Here is a 26,202-nt window from a genome sequence, read left to right as displayed (position 1 = left end):
GTTGGGGTATCGCCAAGCGGTAAGGCAGCGGGTTTTGATCTCGCCATCCCTAGGTTCGAATCCTAGTACCCCAGCCATTTTTCTGTTCTCTTCCACATCAGTGGTCGATAACAAACGGCTATGTAGCTCAGTTGGTTAGAGCATCGCACTCATAATGCGGGGGTCACAGGTTCGAATCCCGTCATAGCCACCATTAATATTGCGGAAGTGGCGAAATTGGTAGACGCACCAGATTTAGGTTCTGGCGCCCTAGGCGTGAGAGTTCGAGTCTCTCCTTCCGCACCATTAATAGCAGTACCAAACAGACCAGCTCACGCTGGTTTTTTTGTATCTGAAATTTGCCTCTCCCCAGTTTTTCTCTCGCTCCTCTATTAACCCAGCTCCACGTTAATTCCCGTTCACGTCACTCTTCACTGATTCCGATCACGCCTTGCCACTCTTGTCTCCCGGCCATAAAAAAGCGGCCCGCAGGCCGCTGGTGCACACATTCATCATCCCGGTTATCAGAACGGGAAGAACCAGGGGATCGCTACCACGCTCACCGCCATCACCAACAAGGTGAAGGGCACCCCGATACGGATAAAATCGGCAAACTTGTAGTTGCCCGGCCCCAGTACCAGGGTATTGACCGGTGACGAGACCGGCGTCATAAAAGCAGCCGAGGCGGCGATGGCAATGGTCATGGCAAACGGATAGGGCGATACCCCCATCTGCTGGGCCGTGCCCAGCGCAATGGGCGCCATCAGCACAGCAGTCGCGGTGTTGGAGATAAAGAGCCCGATCACCGCGCAGAGGGCAAACAGGCTGGCCAGCATGACCCGCGGCCCCATCTCCCCTACCGCATTGATCAGACCACCGACGATCAGATCCACCCCGCCGGTTTTTTGCAGCGCCAGCGCAAAGGGGAGCATGCCGACGATGAGGATCAGGGTCGGCCAGTGGATCGACTTGTAGGCACTCTCCATATCGATGCAGCGAAACTTGCCCATCAGCAGACAGGCGATCAGCGCCGCAATCACGTTGGGCACAGGATCGGTCACCATCAGCAGGATCATTACTCCAAGACAGAATAGGGCGTGAATAGCTTGGCTGCGGGCGGGGGCCATCTCGTCCACTTCAGCGGGCAACCCCATCAGCAGAAAGTCGCGGCTATGGGTCTGCAACTGTCTGATGTGGCTCCAGTTCCCTACCACCAGCAGGGTGTCCCCCATCTGCAGCGGCTCGTCCACCAGCTTGCCTGCCAGCGCTTCACCGTCGCGGCGCAGCCCCACCACGCTCAGACCATAGCTGGAGCGGAAGGTCACCTCACGCACGCTTTTACCCAGCAGCTTGGACTCGGGGATCAGCGACACCTCGGCCATCCCCACCTCCCGCGCCTGATCGGAGAAGTACTCCCCGCGCAGGATCATGGGTTCGAGCCGCGCTTCGCTGCAAAACGCCCGCACATCCACCTCGGGATCTGACATGTCGATCAGCAGCACATCCCTGGCCTGGAACTCACTGATCCCCGACACCGGCACCATCACCCGGCGAAACTTGCGCCAGCGCTCCACCCCGATGACGTGGGCACCATAGCGGGCACGCAGTTGCAGCTCGTCCAGGGTGTGACCAATCAGCGGGGAGTCAGGCCGCAGCGCCAGACGACGGGCCCGACCGGCCAGTCGGTAGTCTCGGATCAGATCGCGCAGAGTGCGGCGCCCGGCCGGCTTGCCTTTGCCCTCTTCCCCCTCGCCCACCAGGGAGCCGCGCACCAGCAGCATGTAGAGGATGCCCAGCCCCAGGATCAGCACGCCCATGGGGGTGAAATCGAAAAACCCGAAACCGTGAATGCCATGGCGCATCAGCTCGCTGTTGACCACCATGTTGGGGGGCGTAGCCACCAGCGTCATCATGCCGCTGATAAGGCCGGCAAAACCGAGGGACATCATCAGGCGACCGGCCGGGATCCCCATCCGGTTCGCCACGCTCAGCACCACCGGGATAAAGATGGCCACCACTCCGGTGCTGCTCATCACAGCCCCCAGACTCGCCACCGCTACCATCAGCAACACCAGCAGCTTGGTCTCGCTGCTACCCGCCACCTTCACCAATGCATCCCCCACCTGATAGGCGATGCCGGTGCGCACCAGCCCCTCACCCACCACAAACAGGGCGGCAATCAGGATAACGTTGGGATCGCTAAAGCCCGCCAGCGCCTCCGGCAGGGTGAGGGTGCCGCTCAGCACAAAGAGGATAATGATCAACAGGGCGACCACATCCATCCGCACCTTGTTGGTCATGAAGAGATAGATGGCGCCAGCCAGCAGACAGAGCACCCAGACAAGCTCGGAATTCAATACAACCTCCTTTTATCACGTGATTCTCCTCCCGGAGAGTGGACTCTATCAGACCACAGCCACGGAGCTATCATCTTGCTACATATCAATAAAGTCCGGCCCGCCGGGGCCCCATAACCCATCACTGCTGGAATAACCGGGCACCAGTGGCAATTTCTTTGATATGGGCCAAGTACGGGACGGACAAAAGTCCTGCCCCTCCTCCCCCTCACCCCTTAGAATGGCGCCCTCGCATACTAACCCTCATGTCCAAGGATCAGAAAATGAGCATATTCGAGCTGTTCAGCATCAATAACACGCTAGTGACCATACCGCTGGGTGGCGGCTATGCCATGTCATGGATTGAAGCCATCGGCACTCTGTTCGGGCTGGCCTGTATCTGGTTCGCCAGTCAGGAGAAGACCATCAACTACCTGTTTGGCCTGATCAACGTCAGCCTGTTTGCCATCATCTTCTTCCAGATCCAGCTCTACGGACTGTTGATGCTGCAGCTGTTCTTCTTCTGCGCCAACGTCTACGGCTGGTACGCCTGGACCCGCCCGGCCAACGATCAGGGAGATACCCTGCAGATCCGCTGGCTCAGCAGATCCAAACTGATGGTGACCGCCGCCGTGAGCGTGCTGGCCATCGCCCTGCTGACCCGTTATATCGACCCGGTCTTCGCCACCCTGGCGCGCACCTCGGTCTCCCTGCTCAACCTGTTTGGTGCCAACCTTGCCATCCCCGAGCCCTCCCCTGATGCCTTCCCCTTCTGGGATGCCAGCATGACGGTGCTCTCAGTGGTCGCCCAGATCCTGATGACCCGCAAATACGTGGAGAACTGGATCCTCTGGGTCGTCATCAACATCATCAGCATCGGTGTCTATGCCGCGCAGGGCGTTTACGCCATGTCGCTCGAATACCTGATCCTGCTGTTTATCGCCGCCAACGGCACCCGCCTCTGGGTGATTGCCGCCAAGCGCAAGCCACAAGGTCTATAAGCCATGACTCTGTTACCCCATCTTCAGTGCCGCCCCGAGCAGATTGCCGAGCGGGTGGTACTGTGCGGCGACCCGGCCCGAGTCGATCGCATCGCCAGCCAGCTCGAACAGTGTGAAGTGCTGGGGCAAAACCGGGAGTTTCGCCTCATCAACGGCCGCTATCAGGGGCTGCCCATCACGGTCTGCAGCACCGGCATCGGCGGCGCCTCGGCCATCATAGCGCTAGAGGAGCTGGTGCAAGCCGGTGCCCGCTCGCTTATTCGGGTCGGCTCCGCTGGTGCCCTGCAACACGACATCGGGCTGGGCGACCTTATCGTGGTAGAAGGCGCTGTGCGCAATGAGGGGGCCTCGCAGGCCTATCTGCCCCCTGAGTACCCCGCCTGCGCCGATATCTGGCTGCAAGCGGCCCTGCTCAACCATGTAGCGACCGGCAGCCAGCCTCATTGGCACGGGCTGGTGCGCTCCCACGACAGCTTCTATCGAGATGACGAGCAGGAGGTGTGCCGCTACTGGCATGCCCGTGGCGTGCTCGGCGCTGACATGGAGACTGCCTCCCTGCTGACGGTGGGTCGCCTGCGCAAGGTGCGGGTCGCCGCCGTGCTCTGCAACGTGGTGCTGTTCGAGCAGGATGTGCAACAAGGGGTGGCGGATTACGCCAGCGCCGAACAGGCGATGATGGTCGGTGAGCAGCAAGCCATCGCCGCCGCCCTCCACGCCCTGGTGCAATAAACCGCAAACCGTTAACTGCGGCACATCCGCTACCGTGCGGGCTGGTATCCGGCCCGCACTCTTGCTAGCCTCATGGCCCTCGTCATCCGGTGCGACAGGCAAGTCATGCAGCAACAGCCCTACCCCCTCGGCCGTTTTCACGCCGAACTCCAGCAGCTTGAACCCCGCTTTGCCGCGGCGCTCGACGCCTGCACCCTGTTTCTGCGCCGCTACCTGCCGGACGAATTGATCATGCGCCAGGGGGAGCAGAGCGAGCAGCTCTATCTGGTCGAACATGGCCGGGTCTCCCTCAACAGTACGGTGCACTCGGGCCGCATCTTCCAGCTCGGCGAGATTGAGTGTCACAGCCAGATCTTCGGTGAGATGGAGTTCTTCAGCGCAACCCCGGTGCAGTGGAACGTGGTGGCCGAGACCGAGCTGGATGCCCGGGTCATCTGTGCTCACAAACTGGCCCAGCGCCTGCTGACCGAGCCCGAGCTGACCCTCTTCTTCGCCGCGGCGCTGGCCAGCGACTATCTCGATACGCTGGAGATCACCACCAGCCGGCTGCTCCACCCCATCGCCTACAACATCGCCTACGAGTTGTGGCGAGAACGCCAGCGCACCCCCATGCTGGGGTCACGCAAACGGGCCCATGAAGCGGCGCGCTTCGGCACCACCGAGCGGGTTTACCGCCGCGCCCTCAAGGAGCTGGTCGAACAGGGCATAGTTGCCGACGGCAGCGACGGCCCCGTTATCGCCGATCTGGCCAAACTGCGCGCCTATCTCGACCTTTGATTTCCATTCATCCCATTTCGATTCACCCTGTCAGGAGTCACCATGTCTACTCACACCTATCCAGAGTTCACCTTCTTCAGCCGCTTCGTTGCCGACATTCAGGCGGGCCGCAAGACCATCACCATCCGCGACGAGAGCGAGGCCAACTGGCAGCCCGGCCAGCGGCTGGCCCTCTTCACCAACCCGGAGCACCAGCCCTTCGGCACCATCGAGGTGCTCTCCGTCAATGCTGTAGCCTTCGATGAATTGAATGACGAGCACGCCCGTCAGGAGAACATGACCCTCCCCGAGCTCAAACAGGTGATCCGCGACATCTACCCCGATCTGCCGCCGCTCTATGTTATTGAATTCAAACTGATTGCCTGAGCCGGATTTGGCCTTTGCCGAGCGATGTGTTAATAGTGTCCTCTTTTGAATCAGGGAGGTGACCCGAGTGTTTGAGATAGCGAGCCTGAAAGAGGGGATGATGCACGGGGTCGAGCTGTTCCAGCTGCTGCTGGAGACCATCTCCATCGCCTGTGTGGTCATTGGCCTTGGCAAGACCCTCTGGCTGGCGGCAAGAGTGCGGGATCACCAACCCGGCTTTCCGCGCATTCGCCTCTGTTTTGGCAGCTGGCTTATTCTGGCGCTGGAGTTCCAGCTGGCCGCCGACATCCTGGCCACCACGATCGCGCCGAGCAAGGAGGAGCTGATCCGCCTCGCCATCATTGCGGTGATCCGCACCTTCCTGAACTACTTCCTCGGCAAGGAGCTGGAAGCACAAGCGGAGCGCCAACAAGAGAAGGCAGAACGCCAGCAGGAGCAGCGCAGCGAGCAGGCCAAGGCTGCTCAATAACCTGTATTCCTGCATAGCATCAACGCTAAGTGCCGTGCCATCCCGACCACAGCCGTGGCCCGGGATGGCACCTTTGTGACCCTTCCCGCACTTTTGGCAATCAGCCAACTATGGAACCCTTTTCAAGGTTTCCCCTGCCCTGTCGAGTACCCGTTCATCTGCGTAAGATAGAAAATCTTCTCCCCTAACCGGCCACGCTGATGAATACGCACTCCCTTCACACGCCCGATATCGACCTCGATAGCTGCGTCATCTACCAGATCTACCCCATGAGTTTTCAGGACAGCGATGGCGACGGCATGGGCGATATCAACGGCATCCGTCAGCGCCTCGACTATCTGGCCACCCTCGGGGTCGATATGCTCTGGCTCACCCCCATCTATCGCTCCCCCAAACGGGACAACGGCTACGATGTGGCGGACTACCGTGCCATCGACCCCGCCTTCGGCACCCTGACCGAGATGGAGCTGCTGATAGCCGAAGCGGCCGCCCACGGCATCGGCATCATGATGGATATCGTCGCCAACCACACCTCCACCGAGCACGAGTGGTTTGTGCAGGCGCTGGCCGGCGATCACCATTATCAGGACTATTACGTGTTTCGCGACCAGGCCTTCGTTGATGCTCACCCCATCACCTCGATTTTTGGCGGTAGCGGCTGGCAGTATGTGCCAGCGCTTGATCGCTACTACCTGCACAACTTCGATCCCAGTCAGGCCGATCTGGACTGGGATAACCCGGCGGTACGCGCCGAGATGGCGGCGGTGATCAACTTCTGGCTGGGCAAAGGGATCAAGGGATTTCGCTTCGATGTTATCGACATGGTGAGCAAGGAGTGGGACCGACTGGCCATGAGCAATGGCCCGCGCCTGCACGACTATATCCGCAAGCTCAATGCCGCGAGCTTCGGCGGCAAGGGGATCATCACGGTGGGGGAGACCTGGGGGGCCGATCTCGCCCATATGCAGAACTATTCGAACCACGATGGCAGCGAGTTCAGCATGGTGTTCAACTTCGAGCATCTGGGGCTCGGCAGTGACAAGTGGTCATCCCGCTTTGATCCCCTCGCCTTCAAGCGAGCCATGGCCCGCCACCAGCAAGGGCTGCACGGGCGTGGCTGGAACAGCCTGTTTCTCGGCAACCACGACCTGCCTCGCGCCGTCTCCCGCTTTGGCGATGACAGGCCAAAGTGGCGGGAAACCAGCGCCAAGCTATGGGCCATGGTGCTGCACCTGATGCAGGGCACTCCCTTCATCTATCAGGGGGAGGAGCTCGCCATGACCAACCGCCACTGGCAGCCGGGCGAGCTGCGCGATGTGGAGGCCATCAACTACCGCGCCAGCCAGTCAGGGCTGGATCCTGCCGAGCTGAGTCGGCGGCTCGATGCCATCGGCCGCGACAACGCCCGCACCCCGATGCAGTGGGACGCAGACCCCCACGCCGGTTTCAGCACGGCCACACCCTGGATCGCTCTCAATGCAAACCACGTCGAGATAAATGCTGACGAGCAGCTGACCCGTCCCGACTCGCCGTTTCACTGCTATCGCCAGCTTATCGCCCTGCGCAAGGCTCACCCGGTCATTCGCCACGGCAATTTCGAGCTGCTGGATGGGGACGACCCCGAGCGCATCAGCTATCGCCGCCACTGGCAGGATCCGGCCAGCGGAGAGCGGCACACCCTGCTGCTACTCGCCAATCTCACGGCCAATCCCTTGACGATGCCCCACTTCGACAAGGTGGCAGACGAGATGCGGTTGCTGCTGGCCAATTACCCAGGTGAACCACTGCCGCTCTTCGCCCCTTATCAGTGCGCCATCTGGCTGCAAGTGGAGCAGGGTTAACCCCGTGCTGACGGGCCATACCAATGGCCCGTCAATCGCCCCACGTTGGCTACCAGCAGAAAATCACGCTCCCACGCAACGGGATTAAATTAACCACTATTACTGACTTATTAATTGATTATTTATCTCGTTTGATACGCTCTCATTGCCCCTCTTACTATGCCAGCGACCTATCCATTGCCGATGCAACTATCGGCCTTCAAACTGGCATAGCAAAGTGGAAAACAGATGATCACCACAGACGGGAATAACGCAGTCGCCTCGGTGGCGTACCGCACCAGCGAAGTCATCGCCATCTACCCCATCACCCCCAGCTCAGCCATGGCTGAGCAGTCGTCGGCCTGGTCGAGCGAACGGGGCAAGAACCTCTGGGGGGATGTGCCCCGGGTTGTCGAGATGCAGTCGGAAGGGGGCGCCATCGCCGCCGTCCACGGTGCCCTGCAGACCGGAGCGCTGGCAACCTCGTTTACCTCGTCGCAGGGTTTGCTGCTGATGATCCCCAACCTCTACAAGCTGGCGGGTCAGCTGATTCCCTTCGTGCTGCATGTGGCGGCGCGTACAGTGGCGACCCACGCGCTATCGATCTTTGGCGATCACTCGGACGTGATGGCGGTGCGCCAGACCGGCTGTGCCATGCTCTGTGCCAGTAATGTGCAGGAGGCGCAGGACTTTGCCCTGATCTCCCAGATAGCGAGCCTCAACAGCCGCCTCCCCTTTATCCACTTCTTCGACGGCTTTCGTACCTCTCACGAGATCGCCAAGATAGCGCCGCTCGCTGATGACACCCTGCGCGCCCTGCTGCCCGCAGATGCCATCCGTGCTCATCGTGACCGGGCGCTCACCCCCGACAAACCGGTCATTCGCGGCACCGCCGCCAACCCGGACACCTATTTCCAGTGCCGGGAGGCGAGCAACCCCTGGTATGACGCAGCCTATGGTCATGTGAGCGAGGCGATGCAGGCTTTTGGCAAACAGACCGGCCGCCACTACCGGCCGTTTGAATACGTCGGCCACCCGCAGGCGGAGCGGATTGTGGTGCTGATGGGCTCGGCGATTGGCACCTGTGAAGAGGTGATCGAGCGCCTGCTGGCCCAAGGGGAGAAGGTGGGGTTGGTAAAGGTGCGCCTCTACCGCCCCTTCTCGGCCAAGCACCTGCTGGCCGCGATTCCCGAGAGTGCCCACACCATCGCCGTTCTGGATCGTACCAAGGAGCCGGGCGCACAGGCCGAGCCCCTCTATCTCGACGTGATGACGGCGCTGGCCGAAGCGGTCAGCCGGGGCGAGCGGGCAAGCCTGCCGCGGGTCATCGGCGGTCGCTATGGTCTCTCCTCCAAGGAGTTCGGCCCCACCTGCGCGCTGGCGGTGTTTACCGAACTGGCGCAGGAGAACCCGCGCCCGCGCTTTACCGTCGGCATCTTCGATGACATCACAGGTCTCTCGCTACCGCTGCCCGCGCTGAATTCGCAAAGCCCGATCCACGGCCAGCAGCACAAGCTGGAGGCGCTCTTCTACGGCCTTGGCAGCGATGGCACCGTCTCGGCGGCCAAGAACAGCATCAAGATCCTCGGCAACCACACCGACCTCTATCCGCAGGGCTATTTCGTCTACGACTCCAAGAAGGCGGGCGGACTCACCGTCTCTCACCTGCGGGTGGGCGAGCGGCCGCTGCAATCGGCCTATCTGGTGGAAGAGGCAGACTTTATCGGCTGCCATCAGTGGCAGTTTGTCGACAAGTACCGGATGGCGGAACGCTTGAAAGCGGGCGGCATCTTCCTGCTCAACACCCCCTACAGCGAAGCGGAGATCTGGCAGCGCCTCCCCAGCGAGGTGCAGCATGCCCTGCGCGAGAAAGAGGCGCGCTTCTACATCATCAACGCCGCCAGGATTGCCCGCGATTGCCAGCTCGGCAACCGCATCAATACCGTGATGCAGATGGCCTTCTTCCAGCTCAGCGCCATCATTCCCCCCGCAGAGGCGACCAGCCTGCTGAAGCAGGCCATCGCCACCAGCTATGGCAGCAAGGGACAAGCGCTGGTCGAACGCAACTGGCAGGCACTGGAGGCAACCTGCGCTGCCCTGACCTGGGTGCCACTTGGCGAGCTGGATCCCGCCAGCCGCCCCCGCCCGCCGGTGGTTTCGGCCAAGGCCCCCGATTTTGTCCAGACCGTCACCGCCGCCATGCTGGCGGGACTGGGTGACAGCCTGCCGGTCTCCGCCTTCCCGCCGGATGGCACCTGGCCGGTCGGCACCACCCGCTGGGAAAAGCGCAATATCGCCAAGGAGATCCCCATCTGGGAGGCGGAGCTCTGCACCCAGTGCAACTACTGCGTCGCCGCCTGTCCCCACTCGGCCATTCGCGCCAAGGTGGTGGAAGCGGATGCGCTGGCCGCTGCTCCCACCACTCTCGATGCGCTGGATGTGAAATCCCGTGACATGCGCGGCCAACAGTACGTGTTGCAGGTGGCACCGGAGGATTGCACCGGCTGCAATCTCTGCGTCGAGGTGTGCCCGGCCAAGGATCGCAGCAACCCAGCTCGCAAGGCGATCAATATGGCTTCACGCCTCGATCACCTCGATGAGCAGAAGGCCAACTACGACTTCTTCCTCGACCTGCCAGAGCGCAGCGCCGAGCAGCTGGAGCGCATCGACATCCGCACCTCCCAGCTCATCTCGCCGCTGTTTGAATACTCGGGCGCCTGCTCCGGCTGTGGCGAGACGCCCTACATCAAGCTGTTGACCCAGCTCTATGGCGATCGGCTGCTGATAGCCAACGCCACCGGCTGCTCGTCCATTTATGGCGGCAACCTGCCTACCACCCCCTATACCACCAACGCCGAGGGGCGCGGGCCGGCCTGGGCCAACTCGCTGTTTGAAGACAACGCCGAGTTCGGACTGGGCTTCCGTCTTACCGTCGATCAGCACAGGGAGCGGGTGCGCCGTCTGCTGGCGAGCCTGGGCGACACCATCCCGGCAGCGCTGCGCGAGGCGCTCGGCGATGCCACCCTGCCGGTTTCCGAGCAGCGGGCCCATATCCAGCAGTTGCGAGTGCTGCTGCAGGAGAGCCCGATCCCGGCAGCCCAAGAGCTGGCTCGCGATGCGGACTATCTGGTGGAAAAATCGGTCTGGCTCATCGGCGGCGATGGCTGGGCCTACGACATCGGCTTTGGCGGGCTCGACCATGTGCTGAGTCTCGGGGAGAACCTCAATGTGCTGGTGCTCGACACCCAGTGCTACTCCAACACCGGCGGCCAGCAATCGAAGGCGACGCCACTCGGGGCCATCACCAAGTTTGGCGAGCAGGGCAAGCGTAAGGCACGCAAGGATCTCGGCGCCAGCGTGATGATGTATGGCCACGTCTATGTGGCGCAGATCTCCCTCGGCGCCCAGATGAACCAGACGGTGAAGGCGATTCAGGAGGCGGAAGCCTACCCGGGGCCGTCGCTCATCATCGCCTACAGCCCCTGCGAGGAGCATGGCTACGACATGGCCGAGAGCCATGAGCAGATGAAACAGCTGACCGCCACCGGTTTCTGGCCACTCTACCGCTTCGACCCGCGCCGCGCTGACGAGGGTAAATTGCCGCTGGCGCTCGACTCGCGGGCACCCAATGCCTCGCTGGCCGAGACCTTGCGCCATGAGCCCCGCTTCCAGCGGCTGGAACGCCAGCTGCCGGAGGTGGCCAGCCAGCTCTATGAAGAGGCGGAGCAGGAGGCCAATCGCCGCTTCGCCTGGCTGAGCCAGCTGGCAGGCAAGGAGAGTCCGGCGCAGGAGTAACTCGCGCATGGCTTGATGGCAACAGCCACTCTATTCGCCAAATAACAATCAGGGCTCCCCACGGGGAGCCCTGATGCTATCTATGGTGAGCCAATGTCGGCGCAGGCCAAATCAGGCGCTGATGGAGGCCAGCTCATGGCGCTTCAACGCCAGCAGGGTGATGAGCAGCGCCAGCGTGGCGATCAGTGCCATACCGATATAGGTCGCGCTGAACCCCGGGGCCAGCAGATCGGGGGCGAGCCGGCTCAGATCGCCATCGCTGCCGGCTGGCAGGCGGAAGTGAAACAGCATGGAGCAGATGGCCACGCCGACGGCACCGCCAAGCTCCCGCCCAAAGTTGAACAGCGACATACCGATGCCGCGATCTTCCCGTGGCAGGGCATTTTGCACCACCACCGAGAGGGCAGGCAGCACCAGACCGAGACCAATACCGGCAAACCCGAGTGCCAGCTTGACCCAGGCATCGAAGTGGATCTGCCACAGCGCCACTGCCGCCAGCGCAAACCCGACCGCAACAAAGCTTTTGTAGTGACCGGTACGGCCAATCAGCTTGCCGCCGACAAAAGCGCCGGCAGTGATGCAGATCATGAAGATGACCATGATGGCGCCGCTCTCGCTGGCGCTCATCCCCTTCTGCCACTGCATCTGCAACGGCAGATAGACCAGCACGGCAAACATCAGCAACTGGGAGAGCATCACCAGCAGCACGCTCACCAGATAGCCGGGCAGCCGCACCAGATGGGCGGGCAATATGGGGTCGTGGGCACGCCGCTCAATCAGAATGAGCAGCAGCGCAACACCCAGCGCCGCCGAGAGCCAGACTGCAGGCAGCGCCGCTTCCGGCGAGAGCAGCAACAGGGTGAGCGTGGTGACGGTAATCAGCAGACCCGCCCCCTTCCAGTCGAAGCGACTGTGGCGACGTACGTTGAGCTGCTTGAGGTTGCGGTTGATGAGAAAGACCGCCAGCGCCCCGAGCGGCAGATTGATCCAGAAGATCCAGCGCCAGCTGAGCTGCTCGGTGAAATAGCCGCCAAGCAAGGGGCCAGCGATGCTGGAGACCGCATAGACCGCCGAGATGTAGCCCTGATACTTGCCCACCTCCCGCGGCGGAATGGTGTCGGCAATCACGGTAAACGCGAGGGCAATCAGACCTCCGCCCCCCAGCCCTTGCAGCACCCGCGCCGCCAACAGGGTCGGCAAATCCTGAGAGAGCGCGCAGGCCACCGAGCCCGCCAGAAACAGGCCGATGCCGATATTGAGCATCCGCACCCGACCAAAGAGATCGCTCAGCTTGCCATAGAGGGGCAGCACGGCGGTGGCGGCCAGCAGGTAGGCGGTGACCACCCAGGTGAGGGCGGCACCGGCATGCAGCTCGGCGCCAATCATGGGCAGCGGGGTGGTGACTATGCTCTTTTCCAGTGAACCGAGCGCGATCACCAGCGCCACGCTAGAGAAAATGGTTTTGGGGGATATTTTCGAGGTCATAAGCGGACTCGCTGATCTGATATGCCAAAGTATCCGGCAATGAACGGATTATTGTCTCACAAATCAGCAAGAGATAGAAAAAACGGCGGCCACAATCTGCCCAACCATGAGGCCGATCCCACAAAACGCCGACCGTTTCTGCTAGCCTGCTCTATTTGATTCGAGGAGCCCCCATGAGCGAGCGTGAGCAGTACGGGTTTGATCACTACGATGCCCTGATTTTCGATATGGATGGCACTTTGGTAGATTCCATGCCCCTTCATCTGGATGCCTGGGAGCTCACCTGCGCCGAATTCGGCATCCCCTTCGAGCGGGATCAGCTCTATCAGTACGGCGGCATTCCCACCCGCAAGATCATCGCCATGCTGGCCGAGCAGCAGGGGCTGACGGTGGATGTCGAGGCTTTTACCCGTCGCAAGATTGCCCTCTATATGGAACATATCGACAAGGTCAGCGTCTTTCCCAAGATGTGGGAGCTGGTCAGGCACTATCACGGCAAGGTCAAGATGGGGATTGGCACCGGCTCACCGCGCAATCAGGCGGACTCCATCCTCAAAAGCACCGGACTCGACGCCTATATCTCTGTGGTAGTGAGCGCCGATGATGTCACCAACCACAAGCCGCATCCCGACACCTTTTTGCGGGTGGCCGAGCTGCTCGGCGCCAATCCAGCCAACTGTCTGGTGTTTGAAGATACCCGGATCGGGCTTGAGGCTGGCAAGGCGGCAGGGATGGATACCGTGCTGGTTATCGAAGGTGACCTGCACCAGCGCTAAACGGCTCAGGGGCAAGCAGGCAAACCGATAAGATGGTGCCATCACAGTGGCACCATTTTTTATTCAGGTGAGCATAGCGGCAGCGTCAGTGCCCGGACAGAGTTGCAATCACCGCCGGAATGCTGGCAACCGTCAGACAAAGGGCGTTGGCCTGCGCCTCATCCTGTAGTGCCTGATGAGTGCGAAGCAGCTCAAGGGCTTCGGCCGGAGTATCTGCAAAGGTGGGGGCGGCGATGGCGGCAAATCCCTGTTCGACCAGTTGACGACGCTCATCGCTATAGCTGGGTGCATTGGCATCTAGATAGGTAAGCGCCTGACCCTGCTTGAAAAAGTGATAGTTAGGCATCGATTGGCCCCGCAAAAATAAAGCGCCATTCTACTCCTTTTTGCTCCGCCGCCCGCGTCAATCTGTGTCGTCTAAAGTGATCTAGTTCACATTTTTATCAACAAATTTTCACCTGTTAGGCGCCGTCCAAATCCCCTCTTCACGCGGCGTCAGACAACACCCGATACCGTCACTCTGCGCCAAACAAAACGCCTCCACAAAGGAGGCGTTGCGACTGAAACAGGGTGGCTCCCGTTACATGGCATTCGTCGATTCGAAGATCTTGTCCGCCGAGGCCTCGACGAAGCCCGGATAGAGCACGCCATCGGCTTGCGGATAGCGCAGGGCAAACTCGTAGAAGCAGCTCGGGATGGTACGCACCCCATCGCTGAACGGCACCTCTGCTTTGTCGGCCATGGTGGAGGATTGCTCCAGCATCACCTGCGGATCCCCCTTCACCTCGCCACCCACACTGTTGAGGACAAAACCCGCCGCCTTGAGCGCCGCATTGACCTGATGGATGGTGTCGAAATCCTTCAACTTGTTGATATTGACCGTGAAGTGGTTGGCACGATAGCCCCAGGCTGCCATCCAGGCCGCATACTCGCTCTCCGCCAGCAGAGTCTGATAATCGGCATAGGAGACCTGCCAGGGGGCGCCGGTGTAGAGAAATGCCGAGGTATCTGTCAGATGATCGGGCACCTGATCGGCCAGCTTGTGGATGATGGCCTGCGCCGCTGGGGAGAGCTCTTCCACCTTCAGCTCGCTGATAAACACCTTGGGAGCGTCCGGATCCTGATGCTCGAAGTGCTTGGCATAGAGCTTCTTGGCCTTGAAAACGTACTCGCCCTTCTGCTCGTAACCGAGCGCCAGAAAGTGGGCCGCCAGCTTCTCCAGCCCCAGCTTGGGCAGGTTGTAGGTACGAAACGCCACGTGATCGTTGACGATGGGCTCGCCGCCACCCAGCAGGGTGTGCACCTTGAGGGCGCTCGGGGTCACCTTGATGTAGTTGTCCCACAGATGGCTGAACAGGGTGTCGATATCCTTTTGCATCTCTCTTTCCTTTGATTGCGGGTACAGATGGGGGCACCGCTGGATGCCCCGTGTCGTTATTAGAAACGCAGGCCGGGCGACAGCTGCTCCGGCATGGCGGCTTTGCTGTCTTCGACGGAGGCAACCGGATACGCACAGTAATCAGCGGCATAGTAGGCGCTCGCTCTGTGGTTGCCGGAGGCACCCACGCCACCAAACGGCGCGGCACTGGAGGCACCGGTAATAGGCTTGTTCCAGTTGACGATGCCAGCGCGGATCCGCTTGAAGAAGTGGTGCCAGTCCGCCTCCTTATCCCCCAGCAGACCGGCCGAGAGACCGTAGCGGGTGGCGTTGCCCTGATCGATGGCGGCATCGAAATCATCATAACGAATGAGTTGCAGCAGCGGGCCGAAGTACTCTTCGTCAGGCAGCGCGCTCACTGAGGTCACGTCGATAATGCCCGGGGAGACAAAGCCTGTGCCCGCTTCCAGGTGCTTGAGGGTAAGCAGGCTCTCGCCACCGAGGCGCTGCAGGTTGGCTTGCGCCTCGACCATGCCAATCGCAGCCTTCTCGCTTATCATCGAGCCCATGAACGGCTGCTCGGCTGCGTCATAGAGGCCGACCTTGATCTGGCTAACCACCTCGACCAGTCGATTGACCAGCGCATCGCCCCGCTCGCCGCGCTCGACAAACAGGCGGCGGGAGCAAGTACAGCGCTGACCGGAAGTGATGAACGCCGACTGGACGATGGCATGGACGGCGCCGTCGATGTCGCTCACGTCTTTCACGATCAGCGGATTGTTGCCGCCCATCTCGAGGGCCAGAATTTTGCCCGGCTGGCCGGCAAACTGTTGATGGAGGAAATGGCCGGTGCGGGAGGAGCCGGTGAAGAAGAGGCCGTCGATATCCGGGTTGCCAGCCAGCGACTTGCCGGTCTCGACCTCCCCTTGCACCAGATTGAGCACGCCCTTGGGCAGCCCCGCCTCCTGCCACACCTTGACCATGGCTTCGGCCACCATGGGTGTCAGCTCGGAGGGTTTGAACACCACGGCGTTACCCGCAATCATCGCCGGTACGATATGACCGTTGGGCAGATGACCCGGGAAGTTGTAGGGGCCGAACACCGCCACCACACCGTGAGGCTTGTGACGGACAAACGCCTTGGCGCCCGGCATGGCATTTTCAACGGTGCCGGTGCGCTCTTCGTGCGCCCGGATGGAGATGGCAATCTTGCCCTGCATGGCGGCCACTTCGGTGCGGGTCTCCCACAGCGGTTTGCCTGTTTCGCGGGCGATGGTCAGGGCCAGCGCCTCTTTCTGCTCGCCGAGCAGGTCGGCATAACGACGCACTATGGCCAGACGGTCCTCAAGGCTCATGTCCGCCCAGTGGTAAAAGGCGGCACGGGCGGCCTTGACGGCGGCATCCACTTGCGCCGCGCTGGCGGCAGCCCCCTGCCAGATCACCTCGTTCTTGGCCGGATCGGTTGACTCGAACGGCTTGCCTTCACCGGCAAGCCACTGACCGTCGATAAATTGCACTAACTGGCTCATCCATTCACTCCCTGTCGCTGGCAGGCAGCCTCGGCTGCCTGTCTGATAATCGGTTTGCTTGTCCTGTTTACCTCAGTCGAGGTCAACCACCCGCACCATGTCGCCATCCTGCACCTTGAGTGCCGCCGCCATCTTGGGCGGAATGATGGCTTCGTGCTTGTCGAGATCGACCCGGATATTGCCGTAGCAGGCGCGGTAATGTTCGAAACGGCTGTTGCAGATAAGGTGGGTCTTGCCACCGATGGGCTCGCCCACCAGCACCCGCAGTTTCTTGCTGCGGCGCACGCTGCGGATATTCTTCACGTCACACTCAACGGTGGGGCCCGCATCGAAGATATCGACATAGCCGCGATTCACGAATCCCTCGTCCTGCAGCATCTTGATGGCCGGGCGGGTCTTCTCGTGGGTCTGGCCGATAACGGCCCGCGCCTCTTTACTCAACAAATTGACGTAGATGGGGTACTTGGGCATCAGTTCGGCGATAAAACGCTTCTTGCCGATGCCGGTCAGATAGTCGACGGTAGGAAAATCCATCGAGAAGAAGTGGGTTTGCAGCCACTCGTAGAAGGGACTGTGGCCGTTGGCATCGGAGACGCCGCGCATCTCGGCGAAGACGGTCTCGTCAAACAACTCGGGGTGCTCGGCCATAAACAGAAAGCGGTGCTTGGAGAGCAGGCGGCCGTTGAGCCCCTCGCGGGCACATTCGCGCAAGAACAGGGTGCAGAGCTCGGAGTTGCCGGTGTAGTCGTTGGAGAGGGTCAGGGTTTCAACGACGTTGTAGATGCCGAGCTTGGGGGAAGAGTGCACCACTTTGCCGATGTGGTAGTTGTAAAACGGCTGGGAGAGGCCAACCGCAGCATCGATGGCACAGGTGCCGACCATCTCGCCGGTCTCCAGATCCTCGGCCACGAAGAAGTAGAGGCAGTCCCCCTTGCCGGCGGGCTTGTCGGAAAAAGTCTGGGTAGAGGCGTCAATCTTGCGCTGCAGCAGCTCATCGTTGACGGGCAACGAGGTCATGCCGGTGCCGGACTCGATGGCGCAGGTCTTGAGCCCGGCAAAATCTTTTTGCTCGATGGGACGGATAACCAACATAAATGACAACTCCCTTTCATTGACGACAGGTGGGGTCCCGGCTCCTGCCGGGAGAGCTCCCCACCTCAATTTGGAATCAGGCGTTAACCACCTGGGCAACCGCCTTCTCGAAGCGGGCCAACCCTTCCTTGATGTCCGCTTCCGGGATCACCAGTGAAGGGGCAAAACGAACCACGTTGGTACCAGCCACCAGTGCCATCAGCCCCTGATCGATGGAGGCCAGCAGGAAGTCACGGGAACGCCCCTTGTAGGCATCGCTCAGGGCGGCGCCCAGCAGCAGACCCTTGCCGCGGATCTCGCTAAAGCAGTGGTATTTGGCATTGATGGCTTCAAGGCCATCGCGGAACAGCTGTTCGCGCTGCTTGATGCCCGCCAGCACCTCCGGGGTATTGATCACGTCGATCACCGCCTCGGCGACCGCACAGGCAAGCGGGTTGCCGCCGTAGGTAGAGCCGTGAGTGCCCACTTTCAGGTAAGAAGCGATTTCGTTGGTGGTCAGCATGGCGCCGATGGGGAAACCGCCTCCCAGGGCCTTGGCGCTGGTGAGGATGTCCGGCGTGACGCCCAGACCCATATAGGCATAGAGATCACCGGTCCGGCCGACGCCGGACTGCACTTCGTCATACACCAGCAGGGCATTGTGTTTGTCGCACAGCTCGCGCACCCCTTTGGCAAACTCGTCGGTAGGACGAATGATGCCCCCCTCCCCCTGCAGCGGCTCCATCACCACGGCGCAGGTGTTGTCGGAGATCACTTCGGCCAGTGCCGCCAGATCGTTGTAGGGAACATGGGTAATGTCACCGGGCTTGGGACCGAAGCCATCTGAGTAGGCAGCCTGGCCACCGACGCTGACGGTAAAGAAGGTACGACCGTGGAAGCCCTGATTGAAGGCGATGATCTGGGTCTTCTGCTCACCAAACTTCTCGATGGCGTAGCGGCGAGCCAGCTTGAGGGCCGCTTCATTTGCCTCGGCGCCGGAGTTGCAGAAGTAGACCTTGTCGGCAAAGGTGGCGGCGACCAGCTTCTTGGCCAGACGCAGGGCCGGCTCGTTGGTCATGACGTTGGAGAGGTGCCACAGCTTCTCGCCCTGGGTTTTCAGGGCCTCGACCAGCTTGGGGTGACAGTGACCCAAACCGTTGACGGCGATGCCACCGGCGAAGTCGACATACTCGCGCCCTTCCTGATCCCAGACACGTGACCCTTCACCACGCACCGGGATGATCTTGGCGGGCGCATAGTTGGGAACCATCACTTCATCAAACACTTCACGTGTCACTGCCAACAACTCTGACATATAGCTCTCCTTCGATTCGGCGACAGAATAATCCACCGCCCAAAAGTTAAATCCGTGTAAACGTGACGGGATTATCACAGAAATAAAGTAAAAAGTCTGTAACAAGACGGCCTATAAGGAACAATGTTCGATTGCTCTTGAGATTTTAGGCAACCGCATTGCATAACGACTCAGGGGGGCTTGGCAAGAGATAATTTGGGCAGGAGAGGGGGTGAATAAAGTGTCAGGGAAATTTTTTTTGCCTTCTCTCGAACTTGAGAAGGCGATCACAACTTTTTATGAACGCGCCAGAAAGTTGGCCAGCAACTGATGGCCCTGCTCGCTCAAAATGCTCTCCGGATGGAACTGAACGCCCTCGACAGGGAGCGTCTTGTGGCGCAGCCCCATGATCTCGTCAAACGAGCCATCGGCATGCTCGCTCCAGGCGGTAATGTCGAAGCAGTCGGGCAGCGTGTCGCGCTCCACCACCAGCGAGTGGTAACGGGTCACCCGAAGCGGGTTGTTGAGCCCCTTGAACACCCCCTCATTGCAATGGCGGATGAGCGAGGTTTTGCCGTGCATTACCTGACGGGCACGGACTACGCGGGCGCCAAAGGCCTGCGCCAGCGACTGATGACCGAGACAGACGCCGAGAATGGGCAGCTTGCCAGCAAAGTGGCTGATGGCATCGAGAGAGATCCCTGCCTCATTGGGCGTACAGGGACCGGGAGAGATCACCAGAAAACGGGGGGAGAGCTGCGCTATGGCATCAAGCGTCAGTTCATCATTGCGCTTGACCACAACCTCTTGTCCCAGGGCGCCGAAATATTGCACCAGGTTCCAGGTAAAAGAGTCGTAGTTATCGATCAACAACAGCATGAGATAACCAACAGCGGAGAATTAACGATCGAGATAACGACCCTGTTCCATTTCCCGTTCACGCTGACACTCGGCCAGATAGATGGCGGCAGCAACGGCAGGGGTTTTATGGTGCTTGTCGATGGCATTGGAGACCATCAACTGCAGGGTATTGAGGTTTTTCGCCTTGCGAAATTTACGTAGCCAGTGACCTTTGTCACTCAGCTCTTCAGCAGAAATAGTTGGTTGAACAGGCATGCTTTCTCTTGGGGATATTACCCAGGTTGAAATAAAGAAATTAAACAAAATAGCCGGGCAGAAAATAAAGAAAGCCAGGCAAATACCCAGCTCTCTTCTACTACACCTTCCCAGTATGTCAGGCTCGAGGAACGAAGCCGACTACATCATATACGCTGGTCAGGGTTTTTTCAGCTCTTTCGCGCGCCTTTTGTGCGCCTTCTGCCAGAATCGCGATCAGATGGGCCTCATCCTGACGCAACTCGTGGAAACGGGCCTGGATCGGTTCCAGCAGCGCAACCACGGCTTCGGCGGTTTCGGTCTTGAGGTGACCGTACATCTTGCCTTCGAAGTGCTGCTCCAGCTCGGGGATGGAGCGACCCGTCACCCCGGACATCAGGGTCAGCAGGTTGGAGACACCCGGTTTGTTTTCCGGGTCGAAACGCACCACCGCCGGCTCGTCGGAATCGGTCACCGCACGCTTGATCTTCTTGACGATCTGCTTGGGATCTTCCAGCAGGCCGATGAAGTTGGCCTCGTTGTCATCCGATTTGGACATCTTCTTGGTCGGATCCTGCAGGCTCATCACCCGTGCCCCTTCGGTCGGAATGAAGGGCTCCGGCATGGTGAACACCTCACCATAGAGGTTGTTGAAACGGGTGCAGATGTCGCGGGTCAGCTCCAGATGCTGCTTCTGGTCGTTGCCGACCGGCACCTGATTGGCCTGATAGAGCAGAATATCAGCGGCCATCAGCACCGGATAACCGAACAGGCCGACGTTGACGTTGTTCTCGAAACGGGCGGACTTGTCCTTGAACTGGGTCATGCGCGACAGCTCACCCATCTGGGTATAGCAGTTGAGGATCCAGCCCAGCTCGGCGTGCTGCGGCACGTGAGACTGGATGAAGACGGTGCTCTTCTTGGGATCGATACCGACCGCCAGATAGAGGGCGGCTGCGTCCAGACAAGCCTTGCGCAGGGCAGCCGGGTCCTGACGAGTGGTGATGGCGTGCAGATCGACGATGCAGTAGAGGCAGTCGAACTCATCCTGCATGTTGACCCACTGACGCAGGGCCCCCATGTAGTTGCCGATGGTCAGTTGACCGGAGGGTTGCGCTCCGCTCAATACGATTGGTTTAGTCATGAGAGTGTTAATCCTTGTTATTCAGCCAGCCCAGCTGCGCTATTAGACCAAAAGTGCATCGAGCTGGGCAAACTGCTCGAATACCCAGTCTGGATGGGAGTCGGCGATGGGGCGGCCATAGTTGTAGCCGTATGTAAGACCCACCACCTTCATGCCGGCCGCCTTGGCCGCCAGCACGTCATTTTCGGAGTCGCCCACCATCAGGGTGCGAGCCGGGCTCACCCCCAACTCCTGGCAAGCGTGCAGCAAGGGCTCCGGGCTCGGCTTCTTGACCGGCACGCAGTTGCCGCCAAGCCAGAGTTCGAAGCAATCGCTGATGCCAAGGGCATCGAGGATAGGGGCCACGAAATCGCTCGGCTTGTTGGTGACGATCGCCTGCTTGTAGCCCAGGCTTTGCAAGCGACGCAGACTCTGGGCAACTCCGTCATACATAGCCAGCCCTTGCAGCAGGCAGGCGTTGTAGTGCTGGAAAAAGATCGGTCTGGCCTTGGCAAACAGCTCGGGATCGGCCTCGCGATAGGCGAGCGCCCGCTGGATCAGCTTGTCGGCACCATTGCCGACCCAGGTACGGATCACCGCTTCATCAGCCTGCGCCAGACCGAGGTCTGCCAGAGTCAGATTGACTGCCAGCGCCAGCTGGGCGGCGCTGTCAATGAGGGTGCCGTCCAGATCGAACAGCACCAAATCAAATGCGCGCTCAGCGTGTGACATGAGCCAGCTCCGCACGCATCTTGTCGATCACCGCCTTGTAGTCAGGCTGGCTGAAAATGGCCGAGCCAGCGACAAACATGTCGGCGCCCGCTTCGGCGATCTCGCGAATGTTGTCGACCTTCACCCCGCCATCGATCTCGAGGCGGATATCGCGGCCGCTCTCGTCGATCAGACGACGCACCTGACGCAGCTTGTCGAGGGTGCCGGGGATAAAGCTCTGGCCACCGAAGCCCGGGTTGACCGACATCAGCAGGATCACATCCAGCTTGTCCATCACATACTCGAGGCAGGAGAGCGAGGTAGCCGGATTGAGCACCAGACCCGCCTGGCAGCCCATCTCCTTGATGAGGCCCAAAGAGCGATCAACGTGATCGGACGCTTCCGGATGGAAGGTGATGAGGGAAGCACCGGCCTTGGCAAAATCGGGAATGATGCGATCCACCGGCTTGACCATCAGGTGCACGTCGATGGGGGCCTCGATACCGTAGTCACGCAGCGCCTGACAGACCATGGGGCCAATGGTCAGGTTGGGGACATAGTGGTTGTCCATCACGTCGAAGTGAACCACGTCGGCACCGGCAGCCAGTACCTTGGCTACATCGTCACCCAGACGGGCAAAATCGGCAGAGAGGATCGAGGGGGCAATCAGAAAGTCTTTCATCAGCATCATCCATTGGCAGCCAGGGAGAAAAAGCGGCGCAATTTTAACGTAAAAGGCGGGCGAAAACGACTCGAATGCGGGGTAAATGGGGCAATCACCTCCCCTCCCCCAGCCACCCGGATTTTGCGGCATCGGCACGGGCCCAGGGGCGCCCATAAAAAACGGCGCCCTGGGCGCCGCATGGTCTGTTACGTCAGTGGCAGCAGTTCACTGTCGCTGGGATAGTAGCCCTGCTCAGGTTCGATTCCGGGGGGATAGAGCGCCAACAACTCGGCCACCTTGTTGCGGGTGCCGCCGTTGCGACTGATGGTGCGCTTGACCAGGATTTCGTCGAGGCGGGCACCGCGATAAAGCTCACGAGTCAGCTCGATATCGTGGTTGCTGATCAGCACCGGCACTCCTTTGTGAGCGGCTGTGTGGCGGGCCAGCCGCGCCAGGATCGCCTGATCATCCAGGGTAAAACCGCCGGAGGCATAGGTAGTGAAGCTCGCCGTAGTGGAGAGCGGCGCATAGGGTGGATCACAATAGATAACCCAATCCTCTTCGGCACGCTTGATGGCGTCGGCGTAGCTCTCGCAGATAAAGGTCGCCTTCTGCGCCTTTTCGGCAAAGGCCCACAGCTCTTTTTCCGGGAAATAGGGTTTCTTGTAGGAACCGAACGGCACGTTGAAGCCGCCCTTCTTGTTGTAGCGGCACAGTCCGTTGAAACCGTGACGGTTGAGAAACAGGAACAAGAGTGCCCGCTCGAAGGTGGTCTCGGTCTGATTAAACTGGGTACGCAGCCGGTAATAGGCCGCCTTGTGGTTGTGTTCTGCCACAAACAGCTTTCGCGCCTCGGCAATGAAACTGTCCGGCGTCAGCTTGAGGTGGTTGTACAGGCAGATCAGATCCGGATTGATGTCGTTGAGCACATACGCGTCGTAGTCGGTGTTGAGAAACACAGACCCGGCCCCGACGAAGGGCTCCAGCAACACACGCCCGGCCGGCAGGCGCTCGGCAATCTCTTCAACCAGGGAGTATTTTCCCCCGGCCCATTTTAAAAAAGCGCGTGTTTTTTTCATGGAAATCCGGTGTGTAAGAAGGCAAGACCCAAAAAGGGGGACGATTCTACCCCCTTATCCGGTATCAAGGCTATTGCTTCAGCTCTTTTTGTACCTGTGCAAACGACTTGGGCCAGGGCTGGCCTTTCAGCAAGGCTGGCGGAAGCTTGCGAATGGCACTCTTGGCCTGGGTCAGACCGGCATAATCCCCTTGCAGCACCACATACCAGGGGCTGCCACGGAATTTGGTCTGATAGACCCATACCTTGCCCGCCAGACCATGCTCGGCGACAAATTGATCCACCGCCTTGGTGTTGCTCGCCCCCATCAGCTGGACGCTGTAGTGGTTACGCGGCTTCTTGTTCAAGGTGGCGACCGGTGTCAGGGCCACCTTGGGTGCTGGCGCGGCAACCGGCTCGTTGCTGGCGGTTTTGGTGGTGGCCGCAGGCGTTGCGGTTGTCGCCGGATTCAGTGCTTTGGAGGTACTGGCTGGCGCCGTAGTTGCAATTGCACCACTGGGGGCTGTGCCACTCGGGTTCTTGCCGGTCAGCTCGTCCACCACGTCAGTAGGCAGTGCGCCGCTCACCTTGGGTTCGGTCATCAGCTTTTGCACGACTTCGTCAGAGATCACCACCCGACGCCCTTCGTAATTGGTTGATTCGGTAGTCACAGTTTCGCTCTCCACCGATTTGGGCAGCACTTTCGCCTCCGGCTGCCAATCTTTCACAACCCCGTTGGGATTGCTGGCTGCATCGCTGTTTTGCGCGCCTTGTGCAGCGGCATCGGTATTCGAACCGCCTGCGGTGAGGGGATCGCCTCCCGCTACCGGGATCGGCAATGCCGTGTTCTGCGCCGGATCCGGCAGTGCCGGTTTGCTTTCATTGTCAAACAGCGCAGGCAGCAGGTAGCTCAACGCCAGCAGGCCGCCAGCGACCAGCGCGATAGCGGTGGCAATCTTCTTGACAGGCAACTCCGCCTGACGCTTCTTGGGCCTTCTGTCGGTCATGATATCCTCCAGTAACTGCATGATGGTGGACGGATGTCCGTTCGCCGTTTTCAGGATCTCCTCCACTTGCGGCTTGGGCAAGAGGGTCGCCGGGATCTTGAGCTCTTTGGCTTTCTCATACAAGAAGATGCGCTGCTCGGGCGGGCTCAGTGGCGGCACCTCCAGCTCAAGGGCTGGCATGGCACGCCCTTTGAGCTGCGGTCGTTGGGTACGACACCAGACGTCACTGCCCGAGACAATAATGGCCAGCTGATGGGGCGCCGCCAGGGTATCGTTATGACGTATGATCGCCCACAACTCTCCCAGCAATTCAGCTGGCAACTGGTCGGCCCGCTCTATCAGCAGCAACAGGGTGACTGGCTTGCTCCCCTCCAGCATGCGAAAGAAGCTCTCCGCCAGCGCATCCTGTGGATTGAAGAGCGGGCGCGCCACCACCTGTGGCAGCAACAGCTGACGCACATCCACCATCTTCATGGCAGGCGTACCAATCAGGCTTACCACCCGCACTTTTTCCGGCAACACGCCGAGCAGGGATTCGCACAGGGTACCGCGACCACACCCGGGTTTACCGGAGAGAAAAATGAAAGGGTGATTGAATTCAATCAGATGCAGCAGCCGGTCAACCAGCTGCCGCTGGGAAGGAAGTTTTAGCAGTTTATTCGTCACGACCAGACTCGATCACCGCCAGCAACTCGGCATCGGACACATCCCCCACCACCTGCGCATGGCCGATGCCAACCGGCAACACCAGACGCAGCTTGCCTTCCAGCACCTTCTTGTCACGGCGCATATGGCGAATAAAGGCGGCGAAATCCATCTCGGCAGGCGCATGAATGGGCAGATTGGCGGCCAGCAGCAGGGCGCGCACTCGCGCAACGTCCGCTTCGCTCATATCGCCACGGGCCTGCGCAGTCCAGGCAGCCAGCATGGTGCCAGCGGATACTGCTTCACCGTGCAGCCAGTTGCCATACCCCTGCTCGGCCTCGATAGCATGACCAAAGGTGTGACCCAGATTGAGCAGCGCACGGACGCCGTGCTCGGTCTCATCCTGACCGACCACATCGGCTTTGATCTCGCAGCAGCGTTTGATGGCGTAGGCCAGCGCGGCAGGTTCCAGCTGTTGCAGACGCACCATGTTCTGCTCCAGCCAGCTGAAGAAATCAGCATCCCAAATGATGCCGTACTTGATCACCTCGGCCATCCCTGCGGCAAATTCGCGGGCGGGCAAGGTACTCAGACATTCGGTATCGATAACAACTTGTTTGGGCTGATAAAAAGCCCCAATCATGTTCTTGCCGAGGGGGTGGTTGACAGCAGTTTTACCGCCAACAGAGGAGTCAACCTGGGAGAGCAGGGTGGTCGGGATCTGGATAAAAGGAATGCCACGTTGATAGCTTGCTGCCGCAAAGCCCACCACATCCCCGATCACGCCGCCCCCCAGAGCGATCAGTGTCGTATCGCGCCCATGGTTGGTTTCAAGCAGAGCAGACATGATCTGCTCAAAGGTCGCCAGGTTCTTGTACGCCTCGCCGTCAGGCAGGATCAGGTGTTCAACCTGAAAACCCGACAGCAGAGCGGTTACCCGTTCAAGATAAAGCGGAGCAACGACCGTGTTGGTCACTATCATCACCCGCTTGCCCTTGATGGTCGATACCAGCGCCTCGGGGCGCTGCAACAACCCAGCAGCTATCTCGATGGGATAGCTGCGTTCACCCAGTTCGACCTTCAACCGTTCCATGG

The 26,202-nt window shown here is 60.1% G+C and carries 23 protein-coding genes and 3 tRNA genes; 11 read left to right on the top strand and 15 right to left on the bottom strand.

What is annotated here, in order from left to right; genetic code table 11:
- Window positions 1-2: 2 nt before the first annotated feature.
- From OKC31_RS05320 to OKC31_RS05310, 3 genes are all read left to right on the top strand, one after another.
- Window positions 3-77 (top strand) — tRNA-Gln (locus OKC31_RS05320).
- A gap of 39 nt (window positions 78-116) precedes the next feature.
- A tRNA-Met gene (locus tag OKC31_RS05315) sits at window positions 117-193 on the top strand.
- Window positions 194-201: 8 nt separating this feature from the next.
- Window positions 202-285 (top strand) — tRNA-Leu (locus OKC31_RS05310).
- 218 nt (window positions 286-503) lie between these two features.
- On the opposite strand, the gene OKC31_RS05305 is transcribed toward OKC31_RS05310, so the two are convergent.
- Window positions 504-2,336 (bottom strand): SLC13 family permease, encoded by a 1,833-nt coding sequence (locus OKC31_RS05305; RefSeq protein WP_270656446.1) that lies wholly within the window; start codon window positions 2,334-2,336, stop codon window positions 504-506.
- Between the two features lie 263 nt (window positions 2,337-2,599).
- On the opposite strand from OKC31_RS05305, the gene pnuC reads away from it, so the two are divergent.
- From pnuC to nifJ, 7 genes are all read left to right on the top strand, one after another.
- A complete protein-coding gene (pnuC, locus tag OKC31_RS05300) occupies window positions 2,600-3,316 on the top strand; it encodes a nicotinamide riboside transporter PnuC (protein ID WP_021229812.1) in 717 nt (238 codons plus the stop codon).
- A gap of 3 nt (window positions 3,317-3,319) precedes the next feature.
- The gene (locus OKC31_RS05295) at window positions 3,320-4,045 is read left to right on the top strand and encodes a nucleoside phosphorylase (protein WP_158109813.1); all 726 of its coding nucleotides are present in this window, start codon (window positions 3,320-3,322) and stop codon (window positions 4,043-4,045) included.
- Between the two features lie 105 nt (window positions 4,046-4,150).
- On the top strand, window positions 4,151-4,822 hold the full coding sequence (locus tag OKC31_RS05290; protein WP_201932433.1) for a Crp/Fnr family transcriptional regulator: 672 nt from the start codon (window positions 4,151-4,153) through the stop codon (window positions 4,820-4,822).
- Between the two features lie 42 nt (window positions 4,823-4,864).
- Window positions 4,865-5,188, top strand: a complete 324-nt coding sequence (gene yqfB, locus OKC31_RS05285) for a N(4)-acetylcytidine aminohydrolase (RefSeq protein WP_159164136.1) — start codon at window positions 4,865-4,867, stop codon at window positions 5,186-5,188.
- 67 nt (window positions 5,189-5,255) lie between these two features.
- A complete protein-coding gene (locus OKC31_RS05280; protein WP_042054549.1) occupies window positions 5,256-5,657 on the top strand; it encodes a DUF1622 domain-containing protein in 402 nt (133 codons plus the stop codon).
- Window positions 5,658-5,857: 200 nt separating this feature from the next.
- Window positions 5,858-7,498, top strand: a complete 1,641-nt coding sequence (locus OKC31_RS05275) for an alpha-glucosidase (RefSeq protein WP_270656445.1) — start codon at window positions 5,858-5,860, stop codon at window positions 7,496-7,498.
- A 228-nt stretch (window positions 7,499-7,726) separates the two neighbouring features.
- Window positions 7,727-11,272 (top strand): pyruvate:ferredoxin (flavodoxin) oxidoreductase, encoded by a 3,546-nt coding sequence (gene nifJ / locus OKC31_RS05270; RefSeq protein ID WP_270656444.1) that lies wholly within the window; start codon window positions 7,727-7,729, stop codon window positions 11,270-11,272.
- Between the two features lie 111 nt (window positions 11,273-11,383).
- Here the strand turns inward: nifJ and OKC31_RS05265 are convergent, their stop codons facing one another.
- The gene (locus OKC31_RS05265) at window positions 11,384-12,757 is read right to left on the bottom strand and encodes an MDR family MFS transporter (protein WP_270656442.1); all 1,374 of its coding nucleotides are present in this window, start codon (window positions 12,755-12,757) and stop codon (window positions 11,384-11,386) included.
- A gap of 173 nt (window positions 12,758-12,930) precedes the next feature.
- Between OKC31_RS05265 and OKC31_RS05260 the strand changes: the two genes are divergently transcribed.
- Complete coding sequence (locus OKC31_RS05260) at window positions 12,931-13,533, top strand: HAD family hydrolase (RefSeq protein ID WP_005334990.1); 603 nt, start codon at window positions 12,931-12,933, stop codon at window positions 13,531-13,533.
- A gap of 85 nt (window positions 13,534-13,618) precedes the next feature.
- Here the strand turns inward: OKC31_RS05260 and OKC31_RS05255 are convergent, their stop codons facing one another.
- From OKC31_RS05255 to aroB, 13 genes are all read right to left on the bottom strand, one after another.
- On the bottom strand, window positions 13,619-13,879 hold the full coding sequence (locus OKC31_RS05255) for a hypothetical protein (protein ID WP_042082617.1): 261 nt from the start codon (window positions 13,877-13,879) through the stop codon (window positions 13,619-13,621).
- Between the two features lie 234 nt (window positions 13,880-14,113).
- The gene (locus tag OKC31_RS05250) at window positions 14,114-14,911 is read right to left on the bottom strand and encodes a DUF1338 domain-containing protein (RefSeq protein WP_219264315.1); all 798 of its coding nucleotides are present in this window, start codon (window positions 14,909-14,911) and stop codon (window positions 14,114-14,116) included.
- 59 nt (window positions 14,912-14,970) lie between these two features.
- Window positions 14,971-16,440: a succinylglutamate-semialdehyde dehydrogenase gene (gene astD / locus OKC31_RS05245; RefSeq protein WP_167571077.1), complete on the bottom strand. Its 1,470-nt coding sequence runs from the start codon at window positions 16,438-16,440 to the stop codon at window positions 14,971-14,973.
- Window positions 16,441-16,512: 72 nt separating this feature from the next.
- Window positions 16,513-17,532, bottom strand: coding sequence for an arginine N-succinyltransferase (gene astA, locus OKC31_RS05240; protein WP_005334994.1), 1,020 nt, complete (start codon window positions 17,530-17,532; stop codon window positions 16,513-16,515).
- Between the two features lie 76 nt (window positions 17,533-17,608).
- Window positions 17,609-18,826, bottom strand: a complete 1,218-nt coding sequence (locus tag OKC31_RS05235) for an aspartate aminotransferase family protein (RefSeq protein ID WP_058055649.1) — start codon at window positions 18,824-18,826, stop codon at window positions 17,609-17,611.
- A gap of 276 nt (window positions 18,827-19,102) precedes the next feature.
- Window positions 19,103-19,684, bottom strand: coding sequence for an aminodeoxychorismate synthase component II (locus OKC31_RS05230; protein WP_201946256.1), 582 nt, complete (start codon window positions 19,682-19,684; stop codon window positions 19,103-19,105).
- A 21-nt stretch (window positions 19,685-19,705) separates the two neighbouring features.
- Entirely contained in the window at window positions 19,706-19,921 is a 216-nt protein-coding gene (locus tag OKC31_RS05225) for a hypothetical protein (RefSeq protein ID WP_005334997.1), read from the bottom strand.
- 118 nt (window positions 19,922-20,039) lie between these two features.
- Window positions 20,040-21,044, bottom strand: coding sequence for a tryptophan--tRNA ligase (trpS, locus tag OKC31_RS05220; RefSeq protein ID WP_005362251.1), 1,005 nt, complete (start codon window positions 21,042-21,044; stop codon window positions 20,040-20,042).
- 42 nt (window positions 21,045-21,086) lie between these two features.
- Window positions 21,087-21,755, bottom strand: coding sequence for a phosphoglycolate phosphatase (locus OKC31_RS05215; protein ID WP_042082626.1), 669 nt, complete (start codon window positions 21,753-21,755; stop codon window positions 21,087-21,089).
- Window positions 21,742-22,416 carry a ribulose-phosphate 3-epimerase gene (rpe, locus tag OKC31_RS05210; RefSeq protein WP_005335006.1) on the bottom strand — a complete coding sequence of 225 codons (675 nt, stop codon included), beginning with the start codon at window positions 22,414-22,416 and terminating at the stop codon, window positions 21,742-21,744. Before rpe ends, OKC31_RS05215 begins: the two co-directional genes overlap by 14 nt.
- 188 nt (window positions 22,417-22,604) lie before the next feature.
- Entirely contained in the window at window positions 22,605-23,477 is an 873-nt protein-coding gene (locus OKC31_RS05205; RefSeq protein ID WP_005335008.1) for a Dam family site-specific DNA-(adenine-N6)-methyltransferase, read from the bottom strand.
- 70 nt (window positions 23,478-23,547) lie between these two features.
- Window positions 23,548-25,128 carry an SPOR domain-containing protein gene (locus OKC31_RS05200; protein WP_216961319.1) on the bottom strand — a complete coding sequence of 527 codons (1,581 nt, stop codon included), beginning with the start codon at window positions 25,126-25,128 and terminating at the stop codon, window positions 23,548-23,550.
- A complete protein-coding gene (gene aroB / locus OKC31_RS05195) occupies window positions 25,118-26,200 on the bottom strand; it encodes a 3-dehydroquinate synthase (protein WP_021229792.1) in 1,083 nt (360 codons plus the stop codon). Before aroB ends, OKC31_RS05200 begins: the two co-directional genes overlap by 11 nt.
- Window positions 26,201-26,202 lie beyond the last annotated feature (2 nt).

It is taken from the genome of Aeromonas sp. Y293-4, from assembly GCF_027705905.1.
GTDB classification, from domain to species: domain Bacteria; phylum Pseudomonadota; class Gammaproteobacteria; order Enterobacterales; family Aeromonadaceae; genus Aeromonas; species Aeromonas veronii.
Note: the sequence above shows the minus strand (reverse complement) of the source record. Positions and strands in the feature narration are given on the sequence as shown.

Coding starts and splice junctions, on each gene's coding strand:
- OKC31_RS05265 (WP_270656442.1), bottom strand. CDS start 12,757: ATGACCTCGAAAATATCCCCCAAAACCATTTTCTCTAGCGTGGCGCTG.
- yqfB (WP_159164136.1), top strand. CDS start 4,865: ATGTCTACTCACACCTATCCAGAGTTCACCTTCTTCAGCCGCTTCGTT.
- OKC31_RS05255 (WP_042082617.1), bottom strand. CDS start 13,879: ATGCCTAACTATCACTTTTTCAAGCAGGGTCAGGCGCTTACCTATCTA.
- pnuC (WP_021229812.1), top strand. CDS start 2,600: ATGAGCATATTCGAGCTGTTCAGCATCAATAACACGCTAGTGACCATA.
- OKC31_RS05230 (WP_201946256.1), bottom strand. CDS start 19,684: ATGCTGTTGTTGATCGATAACTACGACTCTTTTACCTGGAACCTGGTG.
- OKC31_RS05235 (WP_058055649.1), bottom strand. CDS start 18,826: ATGTCAGAGTTGTTGGCAGTGACACGTGAAGTGTTTGATGAAGTGATG.
- OKC31_RS05295 (WP_158109813.1), top strand. CDS start 3,320: ATGACTCTGTTACCCCATCTTCAGTGCCGCCCCGAGCAGATTGCCGAG.
- OKC31_RS05250 (WP_219264315.1), bottom strand. CDS start 14,911: ATGCAAAAGGATATCGACACCCTGTTCAGCCATCTGTGGGACAACTAC.
- OKC31_RS05205 (WP_005335008.1), bottom strand. CDS start 23,477: ATGAAAAAAACACGCGCTTTTTTAAAATGGGCCGGGGGAAAATACTCC.
- OKC31_RS05260 (WP_005334990.1), top strand. CDS start 12,931: ATGAGCGAGCGTGAGCAGTACGGGTTTGATCACTACGATGCCCTGATT.
- nifJ (WP_270656444.1), top strand. CDS start 7,727: ATGATCACCACAGACGGGAATAACGCAGTCGCCTCGGTGGCGTACCGC.
- OKC31_RS05215 (WP_042082626.1), bottom strand. CDS start 21,755: ATGTCACACGCTGAGCGCGCATTTGATTTGGTGCTGTTCGATCTGGAC.
- astA (WP_005334994.1), bottom strand. CDS start 17,532: ATGTTGGTTATCCGTCCCATCGAGCAAAAAGATTTTGCCGGGCTCAAG.
- OKC31_RS05275 (WP_270656445.1), top strand. CDS start 5,858: ATGAATACGCACTCCCTTCACACGCCCGATATCGACCTCGATAGCTGC.
- OKC31_RS05290 (WP_201932433.1), top strand. CDS start 4,151: ATGCAGCAACAGCCCTACCCCCTCGGCCGTTTTCACGCCGAACTCCAG.
- astD (WP_167571077.1), bottom strand. CDS start 16,440: ATGAGCCAGTTAGTGCAATTTATCGACGGTCAGTGGCTTGCCGGTGAA.
- aroB (WP_021229792.1), bottom strand. CDS start 26,200: ATGGAACGGTTGAAGGTCGAACTGGGTGAACGCAGCTATCCCATCGAG.
- trpS (WP_005362251.1), bottom strand. CDS start 21,044: ATGACTAAACCAATCGTATTGAGCGGAGCGCAACCCTCCGGTCAACTG.
- rpe (WP_005335006.1), bottom strand. CDS start 22,416: ATGAAAGACTTTCTGATTGCCCCCTCGATCCTCTCTGCCGATTTTGCC.
- OKC31_RS05225 (WP_005334997.1), bottom strand. CDS start 19,921: ATGCCTGTTCAACCAACTATTTCTGCTGAAGAGCTGAGTGACAAAGGT.